This is a genomic window from Streptomyces cahuitamycinicus (assembly GCF_002891435.1).
GTDB lineage: Bacteria > Actinomycetota > Actinomycetes > Streptomycetales > Streptomycetaceae > Streptomyces > Streptomyces cahuitamycinicus.
In genome coordinates, this window is record NZ_POUC01000041.1 from 1 (window position 1) to 17,025 (window position 17,025).

12 protein-coding genes are annotated in these 17,025 nt (G+C 72.1%); 2 read left to right on the forward strand and 10 right to left on the reverse strand.

Translation table 11 applies throughout. The features are described 5' to 3' along the window. The 6 genes from C1J00_RS08415 to C1J00_RS08440 form a co-directional block, all read right to left on the reverse strand. Positions 1-1,097, reverse strand: a 1,097-nt coding sequence (locus C1J00_RS08415; protein ID WP_102908406.1) for an NAD(P)/FAD-dependent oxidoreductase, incomplete at its 3' end; no start/stop codon positions are given. A 168-nt stretch (positions 1,098-1,265) separates the two neighbouring features. Further along, positions 1,266-2,429, reverse strand: a complete 1,164-nt coding sequence (locus tag C1J00_RS08420) for a substrate-binding domain-containing protein (protein ID WP_102908407.1) — start codon at positions 2,427-2,429, stop codon at positions 1,266-1,268. Between the two features lie 47 nt (positions 2,430-2,476). Beyond that, a complete protein-coding gene (locus C1J00_RS08425) occupies positions 2,477-3,532 on the reverse strand; it encodes an ABC transporter permease (protein WP_102908408.1) in 1,056 nt (351 codons plus the stop codon). Then, the gene (locus C1J00_RS08430) at positions 3,529-5,079 is read right to left on the reverse strand and encodes a sugar ABC transporter ATP-binding protein (RefSeq protein ID WP_102908409.1); all 1,551 of its coding nucleotides are present in this window, start codon (positions 5,077-5,079) and stop codon (positions 3,529-3,531) included. The genes C1J00_RS08425 and C1J00_RS08430 overlap by 4 nt, the downstream gene beginning before the upstream one ends. 137 nt (positions 5,080-5,216) lie before the next feature. Continuing rightward, entirely contained in the window at positions 5,217-8,255 is a 3,039-nt protein-coding gene (locus tag C1J00_RS08435; protein WP_102908410.1) for a SpoIIE family protein phosphatase, read from the reverse strand. Positions 8,256-8,434: 179 nt separating this feature from the next. Continuing rightward, entirely contained in the window at positions 8,435-8,857 is a 423-nt protein-coding gene (locus C1J00_RS08440) for a YjbQ family protein (RefSeq protein WP_102908411.1), read from the reverse strand. A gap of 224 nt (positions 8,858-9,081) precedes the next feature. Here C1J00_RS08440 and C1J00_RS08445 point away from each other — a divergent pair, with 224 nt between their 5' ends. Then, a complete protein-coding gene (locus tag C1J00_RS08445; RefSeq protein ID WP_102908412.1) occupies positions 9,082-10,158 on the forward strand; it encodes an NAD(P)-binding domain-containing protein in 1,077 nt (358 codons plus the stop codon). A gap of 120 nt (positions 10,159-10,278) precedes the next feature. On the opposite strand, the gene mltG is transcribed toward C1J00_RS08445, so the two are convergent. Continuing rightward, positions 10,279-11,127, reverse strand: coding sequence for an endolytic transglycosylase MltG (gene mltG / locus C1J00_RS08450; protein ID WP_102908413.1), 849 nt, complete (start codon positions 11,125-11,127; stop codon positions 10,279-10,281). A 43-nt stretch (positions 11,128-11,170) separates the two neighbouring features. Beyond that, positions 11,171-12,973, reverse strand: a complete 1,803-nt coding sequence (locus tag C1J00_RS08455) for an ABC transporter ATP-binding protein (protein ID WP_102908414.1) — start codon at positions 12,971-12,973, stop codon at positions 11,171-11,173. 86 nt (positions 12,974-13,059) lie between these two features. On the opposite strand from C1J00_RS08455, the gene C1J00_RS08460 reads away from it, so the two are divergent. Beyond that, a complete protein-coding gene (locus C1J00_RS08460) occupies positions 13,060-13,509 on the forward strand; it encodes a MarR family winged helix-turn-helix transcriptional regulator (protein WP_102908415.1) in 450 nt (149 codons plus the stop codon). Between the two features lie 162 nt (positions 13,510-13,671). Here C1J00_RS08460 and C1J00_RS08465 read toward each other — a convergent pair whose 3' ends face one another. Beyond that, on the reverse strand, positions 13,672-15,114 hold the full coding sequence (locus tag C1J00_RS08465; RefSeq protein WP_102908416.1) for a cation:dicarboxylate symporter family transporter: 1,443 nt from the start codon (positions 15,112-15,114) through the stop codon (positions 13,672-13,674). A 174-nt stretch (positions 15,115-15,288) separates the two neighbouring features. Continuing rightward, entirely contained in the window at positions 15,289-16,893 is a 1,605-nt protein-coding gene (locus tag C1J00_RS08470) for a peptide-N4-asparagine amidase (protein WP_102908417.1), read from the reverse strand. Positions 16,894-17,025 lie beyond the last annotated feature (132 nt).

Here is a 17,025-nt window from a genome sequence, read left to right on the forward strand (position 1 = left end):
GTGTAACCGAGTTGACGGCGCATGTAGGGCGTCATGAGGCTCTTCGCCTTGGCCAGGGTGGTGGTGCGGCTGCCGAGGACGGCGGACTCGCCGCCCGGCACGGGCAGGACGGTCAGGCCGTGGGCGGGGCCGAAGGGCACGATGAGCGGGGTGCGCTGGATCGGTCGGTAGAAGCGCGGTTCCTTGCGGTGCTTGCCTGAACCCTGCAGGTAGGAGCGGATGTTGTGGGCGGCGATGTCCGCCTGGGCGAGGGCGGCGGGGGTGATCTTGAGTTCGCTGACGTCGTTCACGTCGCCGACGGCGAACACGTCCAGCCGGCCCTCGACCCGGAGTGTCCGGTCGACCTTCACGCGCCCGGCTCCGTTGAGCCAGTCGCCGTGGCCGGCCAGGCGCAGCCAGAGCGTGTTGGGCGTGGTGCCGGTCGCCCAGAAGGACAGGTCGGCGTCGACGACGGTGCCGCGGGCGTCGCGGTAGGTGCCGAAGTCGTTGCCGGGCGACATGAACGAGTCGAGCCGCACCTCCACGTCGTGGGACTCCAGCCAGGCCAGGGCCTTGCGTCCCGGACGGGCACTGCCCGTGGAGTCCAGCAGGGCGGGCCCGGAGTGGGCGAGGGTGACCCGGGCGTCCGGGCGGGCGAGGCGGATCTCGGCACTGAGTTCGACGCCGCCGGGGCCGCCACCGACGACCAGGACGTGTTCGGCCGTGGCGATGTTGCGCTGGTGCTCGGCGAAGGACTTGGCCGCTTCCTCGGTCGTGGTGCCGGTGAAGCGGGCCGGCTCGGGGTAGTCGGCGCCGGTGGCGATCACGACCACGTCGTACGGCAGCCGCTCGCCGGTGGCGAGGACGACCTGCCGCTCGGTGGTGTCGATGCGCACGGCCTTGCCGGTGGCCACCCGGCCGTGGCGCAGCAGCCGGTCATAGGGGATGAACGGGGTGTGCGTCCACTCGGGGCGCACTCCTGCGCGCAAGGAGGCGATGCGGTGGAAGAAGACCTCCTTGCGGTCCACCAGCGTGACCCGGGCCGTGTCGTCCAGCCGTCTGGCCAGTCGGACACCGGCGTAGCCGCCGCCGATCACCACTACGTCGCCGTCGTACACAACCGGATCTCCTGTGCCTGGTTGGGGGGTGCGAGGGCCGCCGCGGACGGGCCCCGCTCGGATCGGCCCCCGGCGGCCACTCGACTGACGCGACAGTAGCCCTTGAAAGTTAAAGGGATTCTGAGGTTCCGTGCATGTTCCGTGAAGGGATCGGCACCCGGCAGGCCGTCATCTTCCCCAGATCTTCCGGTAGGCCTCGCGGTAGCCCGAGGGGTCCCAGCTGGTGGCGCCCTCGCTGTTGTCGGCCGTGGCGATGTGCACGGGGGCGACGTACCCGCTGTCGGGACGGCCGGAGAAGGCGCGGTTGAACTCGTCGACGATCTGCCAGCCCTGCAGGGACAGCGGTTCGGGAACGGTGGCGGCCTGGTACTGCCTGCTGTTGACGCGCTGGAAGGCGGACGGGTCGCCGTCGCCGGCCCCGATGTTGAAGGGAGGCCCGGAGCCCTTCTCGCCGGCGGCCCGGAAGGCGGGGGCGGCGTCGGCGAAGTACAGGTCGTTGATGGCCACGGAGTGGGTCCAGCGGTCCTGGTAACGGGAGAGCAGGGAGGAGATCTCCCGGGGGGTGCGGGTGCTGGCGTCGGGGATCGGGATGTTCTCCACCGAGAGCAGCCGCACCCCCTGGCAGCTGGTCAGTTCCTCGCGGATCAGGTCGGACTTGTTGCGCGCGAAGGGGATCGACGCGTCGGTGATGAGCACCACCCCGGCGCGGCCGTTCGAGTCGGAGATGATCCACTGCGCGCTGATGCGGGCGACGTCCTGGACGCGGGTGGTGACGTTGGTGAAGAGGTCGGGCTGCCGGCTGGGGCCGGGGTCGGGGACCGCGTGCCAGCCGATGAGCGGAATGCGCTGCGCATTGGCCCGGGCGGCCTGCTGGGCCGTCGAGTCGGGGTCGAACCCGCCGATGACGATGCCCGAGGGCCGTAGGGCGACGGCTTCGCTCATGGCCGCCTGGATGCCGGCCGGGGTACCGCCGCCGTCGATCACCCGGACGTTCCAGCCGATGGCCCGCGCGGCGTCGCGCACCCCGTTCGCCGCGCCCGCGACACCGGGATTGGTCATGGTCTGGGCGACGAAGACGAGGCTCTTGCCGGACACGGCCTCGGGGCCGCCCGTGGGCCCTCCCCAGGGGATGTCGGTCCGCTCGGCCCGGGTGACGGCTTCCCGGGCCCGGGCCTGGACGGTGGGGCAGCCGCTCGGGCCCGTCGCGGTCTCGTCCGCGCCGTCGGAGGAACCGCGTTCGCAGCCGGTGAGGGCGGCTGCCGCGACCAGCAGGGCGCAGGAGGCGAGCCGCGCGGTGCGGACGGCTGGGGCGGCCTTGCGGGTGCGGTGCACGGGAACTCCAGTGAGGGGATCGACGCGGCGGGGCGCGCCGAGAGAGGTCAGGGCGGGGCCGCGCCGTCCGCGCCCGCCGTGGTGGACGGGGGCGGCGCGGCGGGTGCGTCGCGGGCCGCGCCGCCGCGCATCCGGCGGCGGGCCGCGTATCCGGCCAGGCCCACGGCGATGAGCAGGGTCCCGCCGTTGAACAGCGGGACCGTCCAGAACTCGGCGCCCAGCTGGGCGATGCCGGTGAGGCCGACGGCGAGGACCGCGACGGCGACGACGGTGCCGAGGGCGTTGGGCCGGCCTGGCTTGATCGCCGTGGAACCGAGGAGGGCGCCGACGAAGGCGGGCAGCAGGTAGTCGAGGCCCACGCTGGGGTTGCCGATCTGCTGCTGGGCGGCGAGCAGCACACCGGCGAAACCGACGATCAGGCCCGAGGCGGCGAACGCGTAGACCGTGTACCTGCGGGTCGGGATGCCCACGAGGCCGGCCGCGCGCGGGTTCGACCCGACGACGTACAGGTACCGGCCCAGCGGCAGCCGCTCCAGCACCAGCCAGAGGACGGCCGCGAGGGCGAGCACGTAGAAGGCGGGAACCGGGAGGCCGAGGAACGAGGAGTCGTAGAGGTCGGTGAACGCGGGCGGCAGGCCCTGCGGGCCGGGGACGATCCGGCCGCCGTCGGTGATCCAGCCGGTCACGGCGTACATCATGCTGCCCGTGCCGAGGGTGGCGATGAAGGAGTCGATCCGGCCGAACTCGACGATGACGCCGTTGACGACGCCCACCACCAGCCCTCCGGCGAGCACGGTGAGGCAGGCGAGCGGCCAGGGCCACCCCGCGTTCACGACGAGCTGGAGCACCATCACATGGGCCAGGCCGAGGCCGTAGCCGATGGAGAGGTCGAACGCGCCGGTGACGACGGGCACCATGGCGGCGAGCGCGAGGACGGCCGGGATCGACTGGTTGGACAGGATCGAGTCGACGGTGTCCAGCGTGGGGAAGGTGTCCGGCAGGGCGAGGGAGAAGACCAGGTAGAGCAGGGCGGTGAGGGCGAGCAGGCCGTAGGCGCCGATGTGGTGTCCGCCGGGACGGCGGCGCGGCCGGGGCGGCGTCACGGGTGACCGGCCTCGGACGGGGGCATGGCCGAGGCCGCCCGGGTCAGTCCGGCGACGGTGAGGGCGGGACCGCTCAGTTCGGCCGTCACCGTTCCGCGCACGAAGACCAGCGTGCGCCGGCACACGGTCGCCACCTCCTCGAAGTCGGTGGACAGCAGCAGCACGGCGAGGCCCGCCTCCAGCGCCTCGTGCAGCAGGCGGTGGATCGCGGCCTTGGCGCCGACGTCGACGCTCGCGGTCGGCTCCTCCAGGATCAGCAGCCGCAGGTCCGTCCGCAGCCAGCGGCCGATCATGACCTTCTGCTGATTCCCGCCGGACAGCGTCGCGATGGGGCGCTCGCTGTCGCGGGGTCGCACCGAGAACCGTTCGATCAGGGCGGCGGCCCGGGCGCGTTCACCGCGCGGGCCGATCCACCGCGGTGCGGGCAGGCCTCCCGCCCGGGGGTTCGCCAGGAGGTTCTCCCGTACGGTCAGCTCGGCGAGGCAGCCCTCGCGCAGCCGGTCGCCCGGCACCAGGCCGACCCCGATGGCGACGGCCTGCGCGACCGTACGGGGCCGGTACGGCCGCCCGTTCAGCAGGACCCGCCCGTCCAGGAGAGGCAGGGCGCCCGCGAGGGCGCGGCCCAGGTCCATGTGCCCGGCGCCGGAGAGGCCGACCAGGCCGAGGACCTCCCCGGCCGCGAGCTCGAAACGGACGGGTCCGGCCCGGGCGGTGCGCACGCCGTCGAGGGCCAGGACGGGCGCCGGGCCGGCCGGGGTCCTGGCGGGGCGCTGGACGGCCGGTTCGTCCGCCTCGCCGACGATGTCGCGGACCAGCCGCGCGGGACTGTGACCGGCGAGCCGGCCGTGGCTGACGACGCGGCCGTCCCGCAGGACGGCGAAGTGGCCGGCGACCCGGTACACCTCGTCGAGGCGGTGGCTGACGTAGAGCACGGCGTGCCCGCGGTCGCGCAGGTCGTGCAGGACGCGGAAGAGCCGGGCGCAGTCCGCGGCGGGCAGGCGGGCGGTCGGCTCGTCGAGGACGATGAGCCGCGCGCGTGCCGCCAGGGCCCGGGCGATCGCGACCAGCGAGCGGTCGGCCGGTGCGAGGCCGGAGACCGGCGTGTCCGGATCGAGGTGGGCGGCGACGATCCCCAGGGCCTCGACGCATCGGGCACGCGTGCGCCGCCAGGAGATGAGCCCGGCACGGCGCCCGTACCCGGTGGTCAGGGCGATGTTCTCGGCGACCGTCATCCACTCCACGAGACCCAGGTCCTGGTGGATGAAGGACATGCTCCGGGTGGCGGTGGGGCTGCCGAGGGGTTCCCCGGCGACGGTGATCTGCCCCGCGTCGGCGTGATGGACTCCGGCGAGGATCTTGATGAGCGTGGACTTCCCGGCGCCGTTGGGCCCGAGCAGGGCGAGGACGCTGCCGGGACGGACGTCGAGGTCGGCACCGGCCAGCGCGACGGTGCCGCCGAACCGCTTGCTGAGTCCGCGGATCCGGACCAGGGGTTCCGGCCCGAAGGGTGAAGCCGCCTCCGGGGGCGTGTCGGGAGCGTCGCGCACTCGATCAAATTACAGCATTTCGGGCATTTTTCGGGCCGCTGCGCCACCGACGGGCGCGTGACCTCCGGCGCGGTCGGCGCTGGACCGGCCTGCAGCCGAACCCGGCCGGTGGCCGCGTCACACCGCGGGAGGCGGCGCTACGCCGCGTCGAGATCGCATTCCGCCCAGATCACCTTGCCCTCGGGCAGGTAGCGGGTGCCCCAGCTCTGCGAGAGCTGTGCGACGAGGAACAGACCGCGTCCGCCCTCGTCCGTACTGGCAGCCCGGCGCAGATGCGGTGCGGTGTTGCTGGCGTCGGAGACCTCGCAGATCAGGGTCCTGCCGTAGAGCAGCCGCACCCGGATCGGCGCGGCTCCGTGACGGATGGCGTTGGTGATCAGCTCGCTGAGGATCAGCTCCGCGGCGAACCCCGTCTCGTCGAGCCCCCGGTCGGACAGCCACCGGGTGGCGGACGCCCTGACCTCGCCGACGCGGGCCGGGTCGGCGGAGAACTCCCAGGTGGCGATCCGGCCGGGGTCCAGCGCGTGGACGCGGGCGACGAGCAGGGCGATGTCGTCGTGAGGGTGCGCGGGAGCCACGGTGTCCAGGACCGCCTGGCAGGTCTCCTCGGGGGCGCGCTCGGGATGGGCCAGGGCCTCGCGCAACTGCTCCAGGACCGCGTCGACGTCGCGGTTCCGGTCCTCGATGAGCCCGTCGGTGTACAGAACCAGCTGACTGCCCTCGGGAAGGTCGACCCCGACGGCGTCGAAGGGCAGGCCGCCGAGTCCGAGCGGGGGTCCGGCGGGCAGGTCGGGGTAGGTCACGGTGCCGTCGGGGTGGACGAGCGCGGGCGGCGGGTGGCCGGCCCGGGCCATCAGGCACCGCTGCGTGGTCGGGTCGTAGACGGCGTAGAGGCAGGTCGCGCCGATGACGCCGGCGCCCTTGCCGTCGGGGTCCTCCCGGTCCAGACGGCCCACCAGGTTGTCCAGGTGGGTGAGGACCTCGTCAGGCGGGAAGTCCAGCTCGGCGAAACTGCGGGCGGCGGTGCGCAGCCTGCCCATGGTGGCCGCGGAGAGCATGCCGTGGCCGACGACGTCGCCGACGAGGAGGCCGACGCGGGCACCGGACAGCGGAATGACGTCGTACCAGTCGCCGCCCACGTCGGACTCGGCGGGCAGGTAGCGGTGGGCGACCTCGACGGCGTCCTGGTCGGGCAGGCCGTGCGGGAGGAGCCGGCGCTGGAGGGCCAGGACCATGGTGCGCTCGTGGGTGTAGCGCCGGGCGTTGTCGATGGACAGGGCGGCGCGGGAGGCGAGCTCCTGGGCCAGGGAGCGGTCGTCGTCCCCGAAGGGGCTGCCCCCACGGTAGAAGGAGGCGACGCCCAGGACGACACCGCGGGCGAGCAGCGGTACCGCGATGAGGGAGTGGACGTGGGCCAGCAGTCCCGCGGTGTGCTCGGGGTCCTGGGCGAGCCAGCCCGCGGCGGCTCTGAGGTCCGGTTCCAGCACGGCCTCGCCGCTGCTGAGGCAGCGCAGCTGGGGCGTGGTCGGGCCGAAGTCGACACGCTTGCCCGGGGGCGTGAAGGGCATGCCCTCGTGAATGCCGTGGACGACCGTGCGGCGCAGGTCGGCGATGGGGTCTGCGGACTCCTCGCCGCGCAGTACGGCGTCGGGCAGGTCGATGGTGACGAACTCGGCCAGTCCGGGGACCGCGGTCTCGGCCAGCTCCTCGGCCGTGCGGCGCACGTCCAGGGTGGTGCCGATGCGCGTGCTGGCCTCGGACAGCAGCTCCAGGCGGCGGCGCGCGGCCAGGGCGTAGGCCCCGACCTGCGGCTCTCCCAGCATCACCAGTCCCCGGGCCGGGAACGCCGCTTCGGAATGCTCCCCGGCGGCACTCGGTCCGACCCCGCCCTCGGGAGCCTCGCCGGACTCGGCGACAGCGCGCCCTCCGCCGTCCGGAACGGCCGCCGCGGTTTGGCCGAGACCGCGGTCGCTGCCGGCGTTGACGGGTTCGCCCATACTTCGGTCGCGGTCGCCGTCGCCGGCTGCGGCTGCGGCCGGCGCGGGGGCGCTCCGGTCGTCTTCGGCTGCGGCTGGCCCGCCGGGCCTCGCTGTTCCGCCGTCTCCCTCGGTCGTCACGAGCTGGCCGGAGGGCGCGGCGAGCTGCCCGGAAGGCAGGGTGAGTGCCTGGCGGACCGCGGAGAGCGGGACGGCGGGGGCGGTGAGACCGGCCGGCTCGTCCGTCTGGTGCGGTATGACGAGCGGCTCGCGCGCGGGGGAGCCGGGCAGCACGGCCTCGATGGCGATGCCCTGCACACCCGAGCCGCTCGTCACCGGTCGACTCACGAGCGTCACGCGCTGCCCGTCGGGCAGGGTCACCTCGGCGGCTCCCCGCTGCGAACCGGAGATCAACTCGGCCGCCTTCTCCCGGAGAATCGCCTGGTCGCGAGGGTGGAACTCGTTCGCCAGCGCGTCCAGCGCCACACCGCGGTGAAGACCAGCGGTCCCGGCCCCGGCGGCCAGGTAGGTCCGCAACAGGGCGCGCTCGCGCGCGGAGCTCTGCCCCAGCAGCCGCCGTTCGATGCCCTCGGCAGCCCTGCGGATCGCGACGCCCAGTGAGGGCCTCTCGAAGCCGCGTGGATAGCCGAGGCACAGGACTCCCTCGATGCGCCCGCTGAGCGGGTCACGGACGGGCAGCGCGACGCAGGCGCTCTGCTGGGAGCGCTCCGCGAAGTGCTCGGCGCCGTAGACGCGGATGAGCTGCCGCTCCGCCAGGGCCAGTCCGATGCCGTTGGTGCCGGCAACCTGCTCGGCGAACACGAACCCCGGGACGACCTGGATCGCTGGGAGGCTCCTGGCCATCGACGGATTCCCGAAGCGGCGCAGCAGTACCGTCCCGTTCGCGTCGGCGACGGAGATGTTGACCTGGCTGCCGGCGAACGTGGCCTGCAGCCGGTCGAGGACGGGCGCGGCAGCCCGGACGATACGGCCGCCCGGGTCGAAGTCCTCCCGGTAGGGCAGGTCGAGCGTGTCCGGTGACAGGCCCAGGGACCGGCAGCGCTGCCACGAGTTCAGGATCGACGTCCGCACGCCCGTCTCGACCGGCTCACCCTGGAGGAACAGCTCGCGGAGGCTGGCGGGCCCCGTGCCGTCCGTCGCACGCCCCGCCGGCCTGGGTTCCTCGCCGGACCGAATCACGCTTCGCCTCACTTGCGCCCGCGACAATCCGCTGCTCGGAAAAGAGAATCTGGCATTGATGAGGATACGGGCATTACGGGCGGCCGTCACGGCGCACCAGGGCCATACAGGACCCACGGCCGTCAAAAGGGGGCCACGACCGCGGCCTGACAGCCGTCAGACCGGGACCATGACCGCGCTCACCCCAGGAAACTCAGGCGCACCTTACGTTCCGGATTGTCCTTGTTGGTGTCCACCAGGCACACCGACTGCCAGGTGCCCAGCTCCAGCCGGCCGCCCAGCACCGGCAGGGTCGCGTGCGGCGGGACGAGGGCGGGCAGGACGTGGTCGCGGCCGTGACCGGGACTGCCGTGCCGGTGCTGCCAGCGGTCGTCGGCGGGCAGCAGGGTGTGCAGCGCGGCCAGGAGGTCGTCGTCGCTGCCGGCGCCGGTCTCCAGGACGGCGATGCCGACCGTCGCGTGCGGGACGAAGACGTTGAGCAGGCCGTCGCGGCCGGCCGCCGCCTCGCGCAAGAAGGACTCGCAGTCGCCGGTGATGTCGAGGACCCTCTCCGCGGCGCCGGTGCTGAGGTTCAGAACTCGGGTGGTGAAGACATCTGACATACCCCCATCCTGACGCACGCGCGAGCAGGACGAGGTTGGTGGTGTAGCCACTGGAAGCCCTCGCCCGGCCCGAAGGTGTTCGCGTGCCGACGCGCGGAACATCACCATCCGCATCGGCGGCAGGGACCGCCTTGAGGCCCCTCAGAGGAGGAGTCCACTCGTTCGGAGCCGCGCGCGAGCCGCCCGTCGGGAAGATCCAGGGACCCGTCCCGGTTGGTAGAAACGTGAACAACACACGCGAGGTCGAGGTGGTCGTCATCGGCGCGGGGCAGGCCGGGCTGGCCGCCGCGTATCACCTGCGGCGATCCGGCTTCGAACCGGACCGCGACTTCGTCGTGCTGGACCACTCCCCCGGGCCCGGCGGCGCCTGGCAGTTCCGGTGGCCGTCGCTGACGTACGGCAAGGTGCACGGGATGCACGCCCTGCCGGGCATGGAGCTCACGGACGCAGACCCGGCGCGGCCGTCCGCCCAGGTGATCGGCGCGTACTTCGACCGCTACGAGCGGACCTTCGACCTGCGGGTCAGGCGCCCGGTGGACGGACGGGCCGTGCGCGAGGGGCCCGGTGGGCGGCTGCTCGTGGAGACCTCGGACGGCGTCTGGTCGACGCGGGCGCTGATCAACGCGACCGGCACGTGGGACCGGCCGTTCTGGCCCCGCTATCCGGGCCAGGAGACCTTCCGGGGGCGGCAGTTGCACACCGCGCAGTACCCCGGGCCCGAGGAGTTCGCCGGGCAGCGGGTCGTGGTGGTGGGCGGCGGCGCCTCGGGCACCCAGCACCTGCTGGAGATCGCCTCGTACGCGGCGGCCACCACCTGGGTGACGCGACGCCCGCCGGTCTTCCGCGAGGGTCCTTTCGACGAGGGCGCGGGCCGCGCCGCGGTCGCGCTGGTGGAGGAGCGGGTACGGCAGGGTCTGCCGCCCCGCAGTGTCGTGTCGGTCACCGGGCTGCCGCTCAACGACGCGATCCGGCAGGGCATCGAGGACGGAGTGCTCGACCGGCAGCCGATGTTCGACCGCATCACGCCCACGGGGTTGGACTGGTCCGACGGCCGCCACATCGACGCCGATGTCATTCTCTGGGCCACCGGCTTCCGCGCCGCCATCGACCACCTCGCCCCGCTCCGGCTGCGCTCCCCCGGCGGCGGCATCCGCATGGAAGGCACGCACGCGGCCGTGGACCCCCGCGTCCATCTCGTCGGCTACGGCCCGTCGGCCAGCACGATCGGAGCCAACCGGGCCGGCCGCGCGGCCGTACGGGACATCAGGCGGCTGCTGGAGCGGGAGCCGGCGGTGGCGTGACAGGGGGCGGGCCCGAACGGGCCCCCACCCGGACACGGCGTGACGGCGTGACGCGGGGCGGGTGCAGCGGGCCCCCGACCTGATGCGGCGGGGTGACGCGGGACGGGGTTCACCGGGCCCTCACCCGGCCGCCTGCGCCCCGCTGCTCTTCTTCCTCTGCGCGTTGAACTCCGCGACGTTGCGCTGATGTTGCTGGTAGTCCGCCGTGAAGCGGGTGTCGCCCGGGCGGACCGTGACGAAGTACAGCCAGTCGCCCGGAGTCGGGTTGACGGCCGCGCGCATCGCCTCCTCGCCGGGGTTGTCGATGGGCGTGGGCGGCAGGCCCATGCGCTGGTACGAGTTGTAGGGACTGTCGATCCGGGTGTCGCTCTCCGTCGTGCGGAGGGTGGAGCGGCCCAGGGCGTAGTTGATGGTCGAGTCCATCTGCAGCGGCATGCCGCGTTCGAGGCGGTTGAAGATGACCCGGGCCACCTTGCCCATGTCGGCCTTGGTGGCCGCCTCCGCCTGGACGATGCTCGCGATGGTGACGGCCTGGTACACGTTCATGGCGTTGCGCTGCGCCCCGGCGGCGATGGGAGCGCCGTTGAACCTGTCGTTGGCCGTGTCGACCATCAGCGCGAGGAGCTTGTCCGGCGTGGTCTCCTCCTGGAGCGGATAGGTGGCCGGGAAGAGATAGCCCTCCGGGTTGCCCTCGGCGTCGTTCGGCAGTTTCAGCGCGGCCTTGTCCAGGGACTTCTTCGTGCTGCCGGCGGGCAGGGCGAGGGCCTTGTCGACGGCCGCGTAGACCTGGCTCGCGCGCCAGCCCTCGGGGACGGCCAGGGTGGTGGGCCGGCTCTCCTCCTCGGTCCCCAGGGTCAGCAGCGGCACCGCCACGGCGGTACCGACCACGACGGCTCCGGTCGCGACGAGGGCGATGCGGCCCCTGCGCGTCAGTCGAATCGTGCTCCGTGGCGGAGTGTTCTTCTGCATGCGGGCACGGTAACCCGCATATCGTCATAAACCCGGCATATTTTCATCTTGTCGGTTCCAGTTGGGCGTCCCGGCGTACGAGCGCCGCGTACCGGCCCCCCTCCTCCAGAAGCTCCTCGTGCGTGCCGCGTTCGACTGCACGGCCCGAGTCGAGGACCACGATCTGGTCGGCGCCGCGCACGGTGGACAGCCGGTGGGCGATGGTGAGGGTGGTGCGGTCGGCCGACAGGGCGTCGATGGCGTCCTGGACGGCGGCTTCGGTCCGGGTGTCCAGCGCGCTGGTGGCCTCGTCGAGGATGAGGACCGGCGGGTCGCGCAGGATCGTGCGGGCGATGGCCAGGCGCTGCTTCTCGCCGCCGGAGAAGCGGTGGCCGCGCTCGCCGACGACGGTGTCGTAGCCGTCGGGCAGGGACGCGATGTGGTCGTGGATCTGCGCCGCCTTCGCCGCCTGGTGCAGTTCCTCGTCGGTGGCGTCGGGCTTGGCGAAGCGCAGGTTGTCGGCGACCGAGGCGTGGAAGAGGTACGTCTCCTGCGAGACGACGCCGACCGCGCGGGCCAGGGTGTCGAAGTCGAGGTCGCGGACGTCGACCCCGTCGAGGGTGACGCTGCCGCCGGTCACGTCGTAGAGCCGGGGCACCAGGTAGCCGAGGGTCGACTTGCCGGCGCCGGTGGGGCCGACGATCGCGAGGCTGCCGCCGGCCGGGACGGTGAGGTCGATGCCGTCGAGGACCGGGCCGTCCTTGCCGTCGTAGCCGAAGGAGACGTTGTCGAAGCGGATCTCGCCCTTGATCCGGTCGAGGCGGACCGGATCAGGGCGCTCCGTGATGTCGACCGGCAGGTCGAGGTACTCGAAGATGCGCTGGAAGAGGGCGAGCGAGCTCTGGATCTGCACACCGGTCGACAGCAGACTCACGGCCGGGCGGAACAGGCCCTGCTGGAGCGAGACGAAGGCGACGATCGTGCCGATGGAGACCTCGGGGCCGCCGAACTGGAGGGCCATGCCCGCGGTCCAGTAGATGACGGCGGGCAGGGCGGCCATGACGATGGTGATGACGGCCATGCGCCAGCGCCCGGCCATGTTCGACCGCACCTCCAGGCCGACGAGCTCCTCGGACTCGTCGGAGAAGGACTTGGTCAGCGAGTCGGAGCGGCCCATCGTGCGGCCGAGCAGGATGCCGCTGACGGAGAGCGACTCGGTGACGGTGGCGGCCATGGCGGCCATCTGCTTCTGGCGCTGCGTGGTGATCTTCCGGCGTTCGTCGCCGACCCGGCGGCTGATCCACACGAACACCGGCAGCAATACCAGCGAGACGACCGTCAGGCGCCAGTCGAGGACGACCATCGCGACGATCGTGGCGACAACGCTGGTGAGGTTGGAGACCAGGGAGGTCGCGGTGGAGGTCACGGTCGCCTGCATGCCGCCGATGTCGTTGGCGATGCGGGACTGCACCTCGCCCGTGCGCGTGCGGGTGAAGAAGGCGAGGGACATGCGCTGGAGCCGGCCGTAGACGGCGGTGCGCAGGTCGTGCATGACGCGCTGACCGACCGTCGTGGAGATCAGCGTCTGAAGGACCCCGAAGACGCTGGTGAGGACGGCGCTGAGGATCATGCCGAGGGCGAGCAGGCTGAGCAGGCCCGTGCGCCCCTCGGGGATCGCGACGTCGAGGATCTCCTTCAGCAGGAAGGGCGTCGCGACAGAGACCAGCGACGCGGCGGCGACCAGCAGCCCGACGATCGCGAGACGGCCCCGGTACGGACGGAAGAGGCCGAGGATGCGGCGGACCTGCCGGGGCTGCCCCTTCGAGTCGGCCGGCGGGGTCCAGGAGGCTTCACGGTCGGGATGCATGGGCTCCTACGAGGGATGCGGCGGATCGGATCACAGCTCATTGTTACCTATACTCACAATGAACTGCATCCTGGTATTGTTCCCGCATGACCACGCCCGACTCCGACGGCCTTCTCGCCGAGCAGTTGCTGCGGCTCACCCGCCGGGTGCACCGCATCCAGAAGCGCCATCTGGAGCAGCGTGAGCTGGGCATCACTCCCGCCCAGTCCCGGCTGCTGCGCACGCTGGCGCACTGGGGCTCACCGCCACGCATGGCCGACCTCGCCGAGCGCCTGGAGGTGGTGCCCCGGGCCGTGACGACGCTGGTCGACGGCCTGGAGGCGAGTGGCAAGGTGCGCCGCGTCCCGGACCCGGCGAACCGGCGGGTGATCCGCATCGAGCTCACGGACGACGGCCGGGGCGCACTGCGCGAGCTGCGGGCGGCGCGCAGGTCGGCCGCGGAGGAGATCCTCGCGCCGCTGACGGGGGATCAGCGGGAAGCACTCGGAGGGCTGCTGAACACGCTGATCGACGGGGCGCCGGTACAACCCTGCTGACCGCGGGAAGCCGATCGACGGGCCGCCGGCGCAACCCTGCCGACCGCCGCAAGCCGATCGACGGGCCGCCGGCGCAACCCTGCCGACCGGCCGGATCATGGAAGCGGGTCGCGGCCGCCGCCCGTCTTGCCGAGCGGTGGCCGCGGCCCGCTGTCGCTTTCCTCAACCGGCCTCGGGGGCGGGCTCCTTGGACGCCTTGAGGTCCTTGGGCTTCTGGGCCGGGATGCCCGGAGCCAGGGCCTCGCCGCCGGCCTCGTCGGCCAGGCGCTCGCCGCCGTCGCGGTCCTCGGCACCGTCACCCTCCGGCGGGGAGGTGTCCTCCCCGTCGAGCGTTCTCCTGGCCCGGTCGATGTCCAGGGCACCCTCCCAGCGGGACACCGCGAAGACGGCGACACAGTTGCCGAGCAGGTTGGTGACGACGCGCATCGAGTCCATGATGCGGTCCACGCCGAGCAGCAGCGCGACGGCCCCGGCGGGGATCGCCCCCAGGGAAGAGGCGGTCGCGGACAGAGCGAGGAACGCCGAACCGGGGATGCCCGCCATGCCCTTGCTGGTCAGCATCAGCACCAGGACGACGGTGACCTGCTGGCCGAGGCTCAGGTCCACACCGACGGCCTGAGCGATGAACAGCGTGCCGATGGACAGGTAGAGCGAGGCGCCGTCGAGGTTGAAGGAGTAGCCGGTGGGGAGCACCAAACCCACGGCGTCGTCGCGGGCCCCGGCCCTGCGCAGCTTCTGCATCACACGCGGCATGACCGACTCGGTGGACGCGGTACCGAGCGCGAGCAGCATCTCCTCGCGGATGTAGCGCAGGAACTTCCACAGGCTGAGGCCGGTCACGGCCTTCAGGGCGACGGCCAGCAGCGCGATGAACAGCGCCGCCGCCGCGTAGCAGAGCACGATGAGCTCGGCGTACGTCCTCATCACGCCCAGGCCGTAGTTGCCGACCAGGTGGGCCATCGCGCCGAACACCGCGATCGGGGCCAGCCGCATGATGAAGCCGACGACCGCGAAGATGATCTCCTGGGCCTGCTCGATCGCGGGCAGGATCTTCGGGACCTTGGTATGCCCGAGATGCAGCAGGGCGGCGCCCACCAGGCAGGCCAGGATGAGGACCTGAAGAAGCTCGTTCTCGGCGAAGGAGCCGATGAAACTCTGCGGAAGCGCGTTCAGGACGAACTCGGTCGTCGTGGGCAAATGCCCACCGCCCGTGGTCTCGTCCACCGCCGCGGTGTTCAGCGAGGAGGGGTCGACGTTCATGCCCCTGCCCGGGCCGACGACGTTGGCGGCGAGGAGCCCGATGACGAGGGCGGCCGTGGAGGCGATCTCGAACCAGACGAGGGCCTTGACCCCGATCCGGCCGAAGGCCTTCAGGTCACCGGCCTTGGCGATGCCGACGACGACCACGCAGAACACCAGCGGCGAGATCACCGTCTTGATGAGCCGGGTGAAACCGTCGCCGAGCGGCTGGAAAGCCGTGGCCGTGTCCGGCCACAGCTTTCCGACGACGATTCCGAGGACGAGCGCGCAGAGAACCTGCGCGAAGAGTGAGGTGCGTAGAGTGCGTGCGACGCGTCGCGGGACGGACGGGACGGACGGCGGCACGAAGCCTCCTAGGGGGACGGGACGCACAGAAGCCGGAGGGGACTTCTGTGATGCGGAATGAGAATTCCGATTCCGACACACTGGAGGCTGACGTGATCGCACACAAGACCGCAACGTTTCGGCCAGGTAAAACTGTCATAAGTGATGCACGTCACATGCGCCGCATCCCTCCCCTCAGCACCGGCTGCGGTCTCCCGTGAGCACTCCCTGCACGGTGGTCAGCGTCCGGTCGTAGCAGCCGCTGGAGCCGTACATCCGGTAGCGGGCGCTCGTGGTTCCGACCGCGTGGCGCTGGTCGCGCGGCACGTTCGCGGTGTAGGTCGCGTCACCCGTATACGAGTTGTCGAGCCGTGACCACGCGGTGCGGCGCCCGTCGTGCGTGCCGACGACGGTGGCGCGGTCGCCGAGGGTCAGCACGGTGCGCAGCCGGTCTCCCGCGCCGAGGGTGGTCGTGCCGTCCATCGTGTAGACCCGACGGGTCAGCGTGGTCCGGCCGTCGACGGTCACCGACTCGTCGTCGCTCCAGGTCGCTTCGAGAGAGTCGGACGTCTCGCCATCGTTCCAGCGGTGCGTGGAATCATGGTCGAGCGAGCGGCCGACCGTGGTCCGAACGCGGCCGTGCGACGTGTCGACGTAACCGCCGACGGTCAGCCGGTGGGCGCCCTCCGTGCTGACCCGGTGCTCCGAACCGGGCTTGTAGAGCGATGAGTTGGTGAGGTCACCGGCCCGGTGCACGGTGAGCTTCCCGGTGACCCGCTCGCGCCGCTCGTCCTGCCAGACGAGGATGTTGACGGGCGTGCTCCAGCCGGCCCGCCCCTCGGGCACACCTGCGACCGAGACCTCGACCCGATGCGGGCGGCCGTCGTTGAGGATCCCGGCGAAGGGGGTGAGGTCGTAGGTGATCGGCTGGATGTCGAAGGCGCGCGGGCCCGGGATCACGTACCAGAGGAACGGGTTGGACCAGCCTCCGGTCCACACGGTCGGGAACGGTGTGGCGATGCCGGCGAGCCGTCCGTCCACGCTGATCTGCACCTCTCGGTAGGGTCCTTCACCAGCCTTGCAGGAGTACGGAGCCCGCTCGGGCACGGTCAGGTACCAGTACTCCTCGCAGCCGCCGCCGGAGCCGGTCGCGTACACTTCGGCGACGATCCGCTCGCTGTTGCGAGGGGCGGTCAGGGACAAGTCGCCGTCGAGCGTGAGGACCCGGTCGGGGCTCTTCCCGTCAGGGCGGCCCTGATAGAAGGTCAGCGTGACCTTGACGTCGAGGACGCCCGTGTAGGTGTCGTCGACGACGTTCCCGATGAGCATCTCGACGTCCCGGTTCGTGCGGAAGGTGTCGCTGTAGCGCGTGACGTCCTTCTCCACGGACCACTCGATGCCGTCCGGCGAGGGCTGCGGCGTCGACGTGCGGAAGATCTCGACCCCGCCGACGTGCAGGTAGCCGAGCCGGTCGTACTGGCGCCCCTTGACTTCGCCGTCCAGCCGCAGCACCACCTTGCTCCAGCGGTCGCCGCAGCCGCCGGGCGGGGTGTAGGTGCCGCGATACGGGGTGAAGTCCCGGAACCGCGCCTGCGCGACGGTGACTTCGCAGGACTTGCCGGACGGCCTCGTCACGGGCGGGGCGGCCGTGACCGGGTCGTGCCAGTCGGTGCCGAACTCGGCGGAGACGCCGCCCGCCGGGGCCGGGACGTCCGAAGCACCCGCGGGTGCGGTGCCGAGGAGGGTGCCCGCCAGGAGAGTCGCTCCGGCAAGCATGGACATGACGATCCGTCTCTTCATGGGCGGTGTTCTACGGGGCTCCGGCCGCCTGTGCAATGCGCAACCCGTCCGCGGGACAGCCCTGTTGCCTTTCGGTCGGCCGGTTCCGTTCGGTGAGCGGAAAACCTGTTGCCCCCGACCACGCGGTGAGGC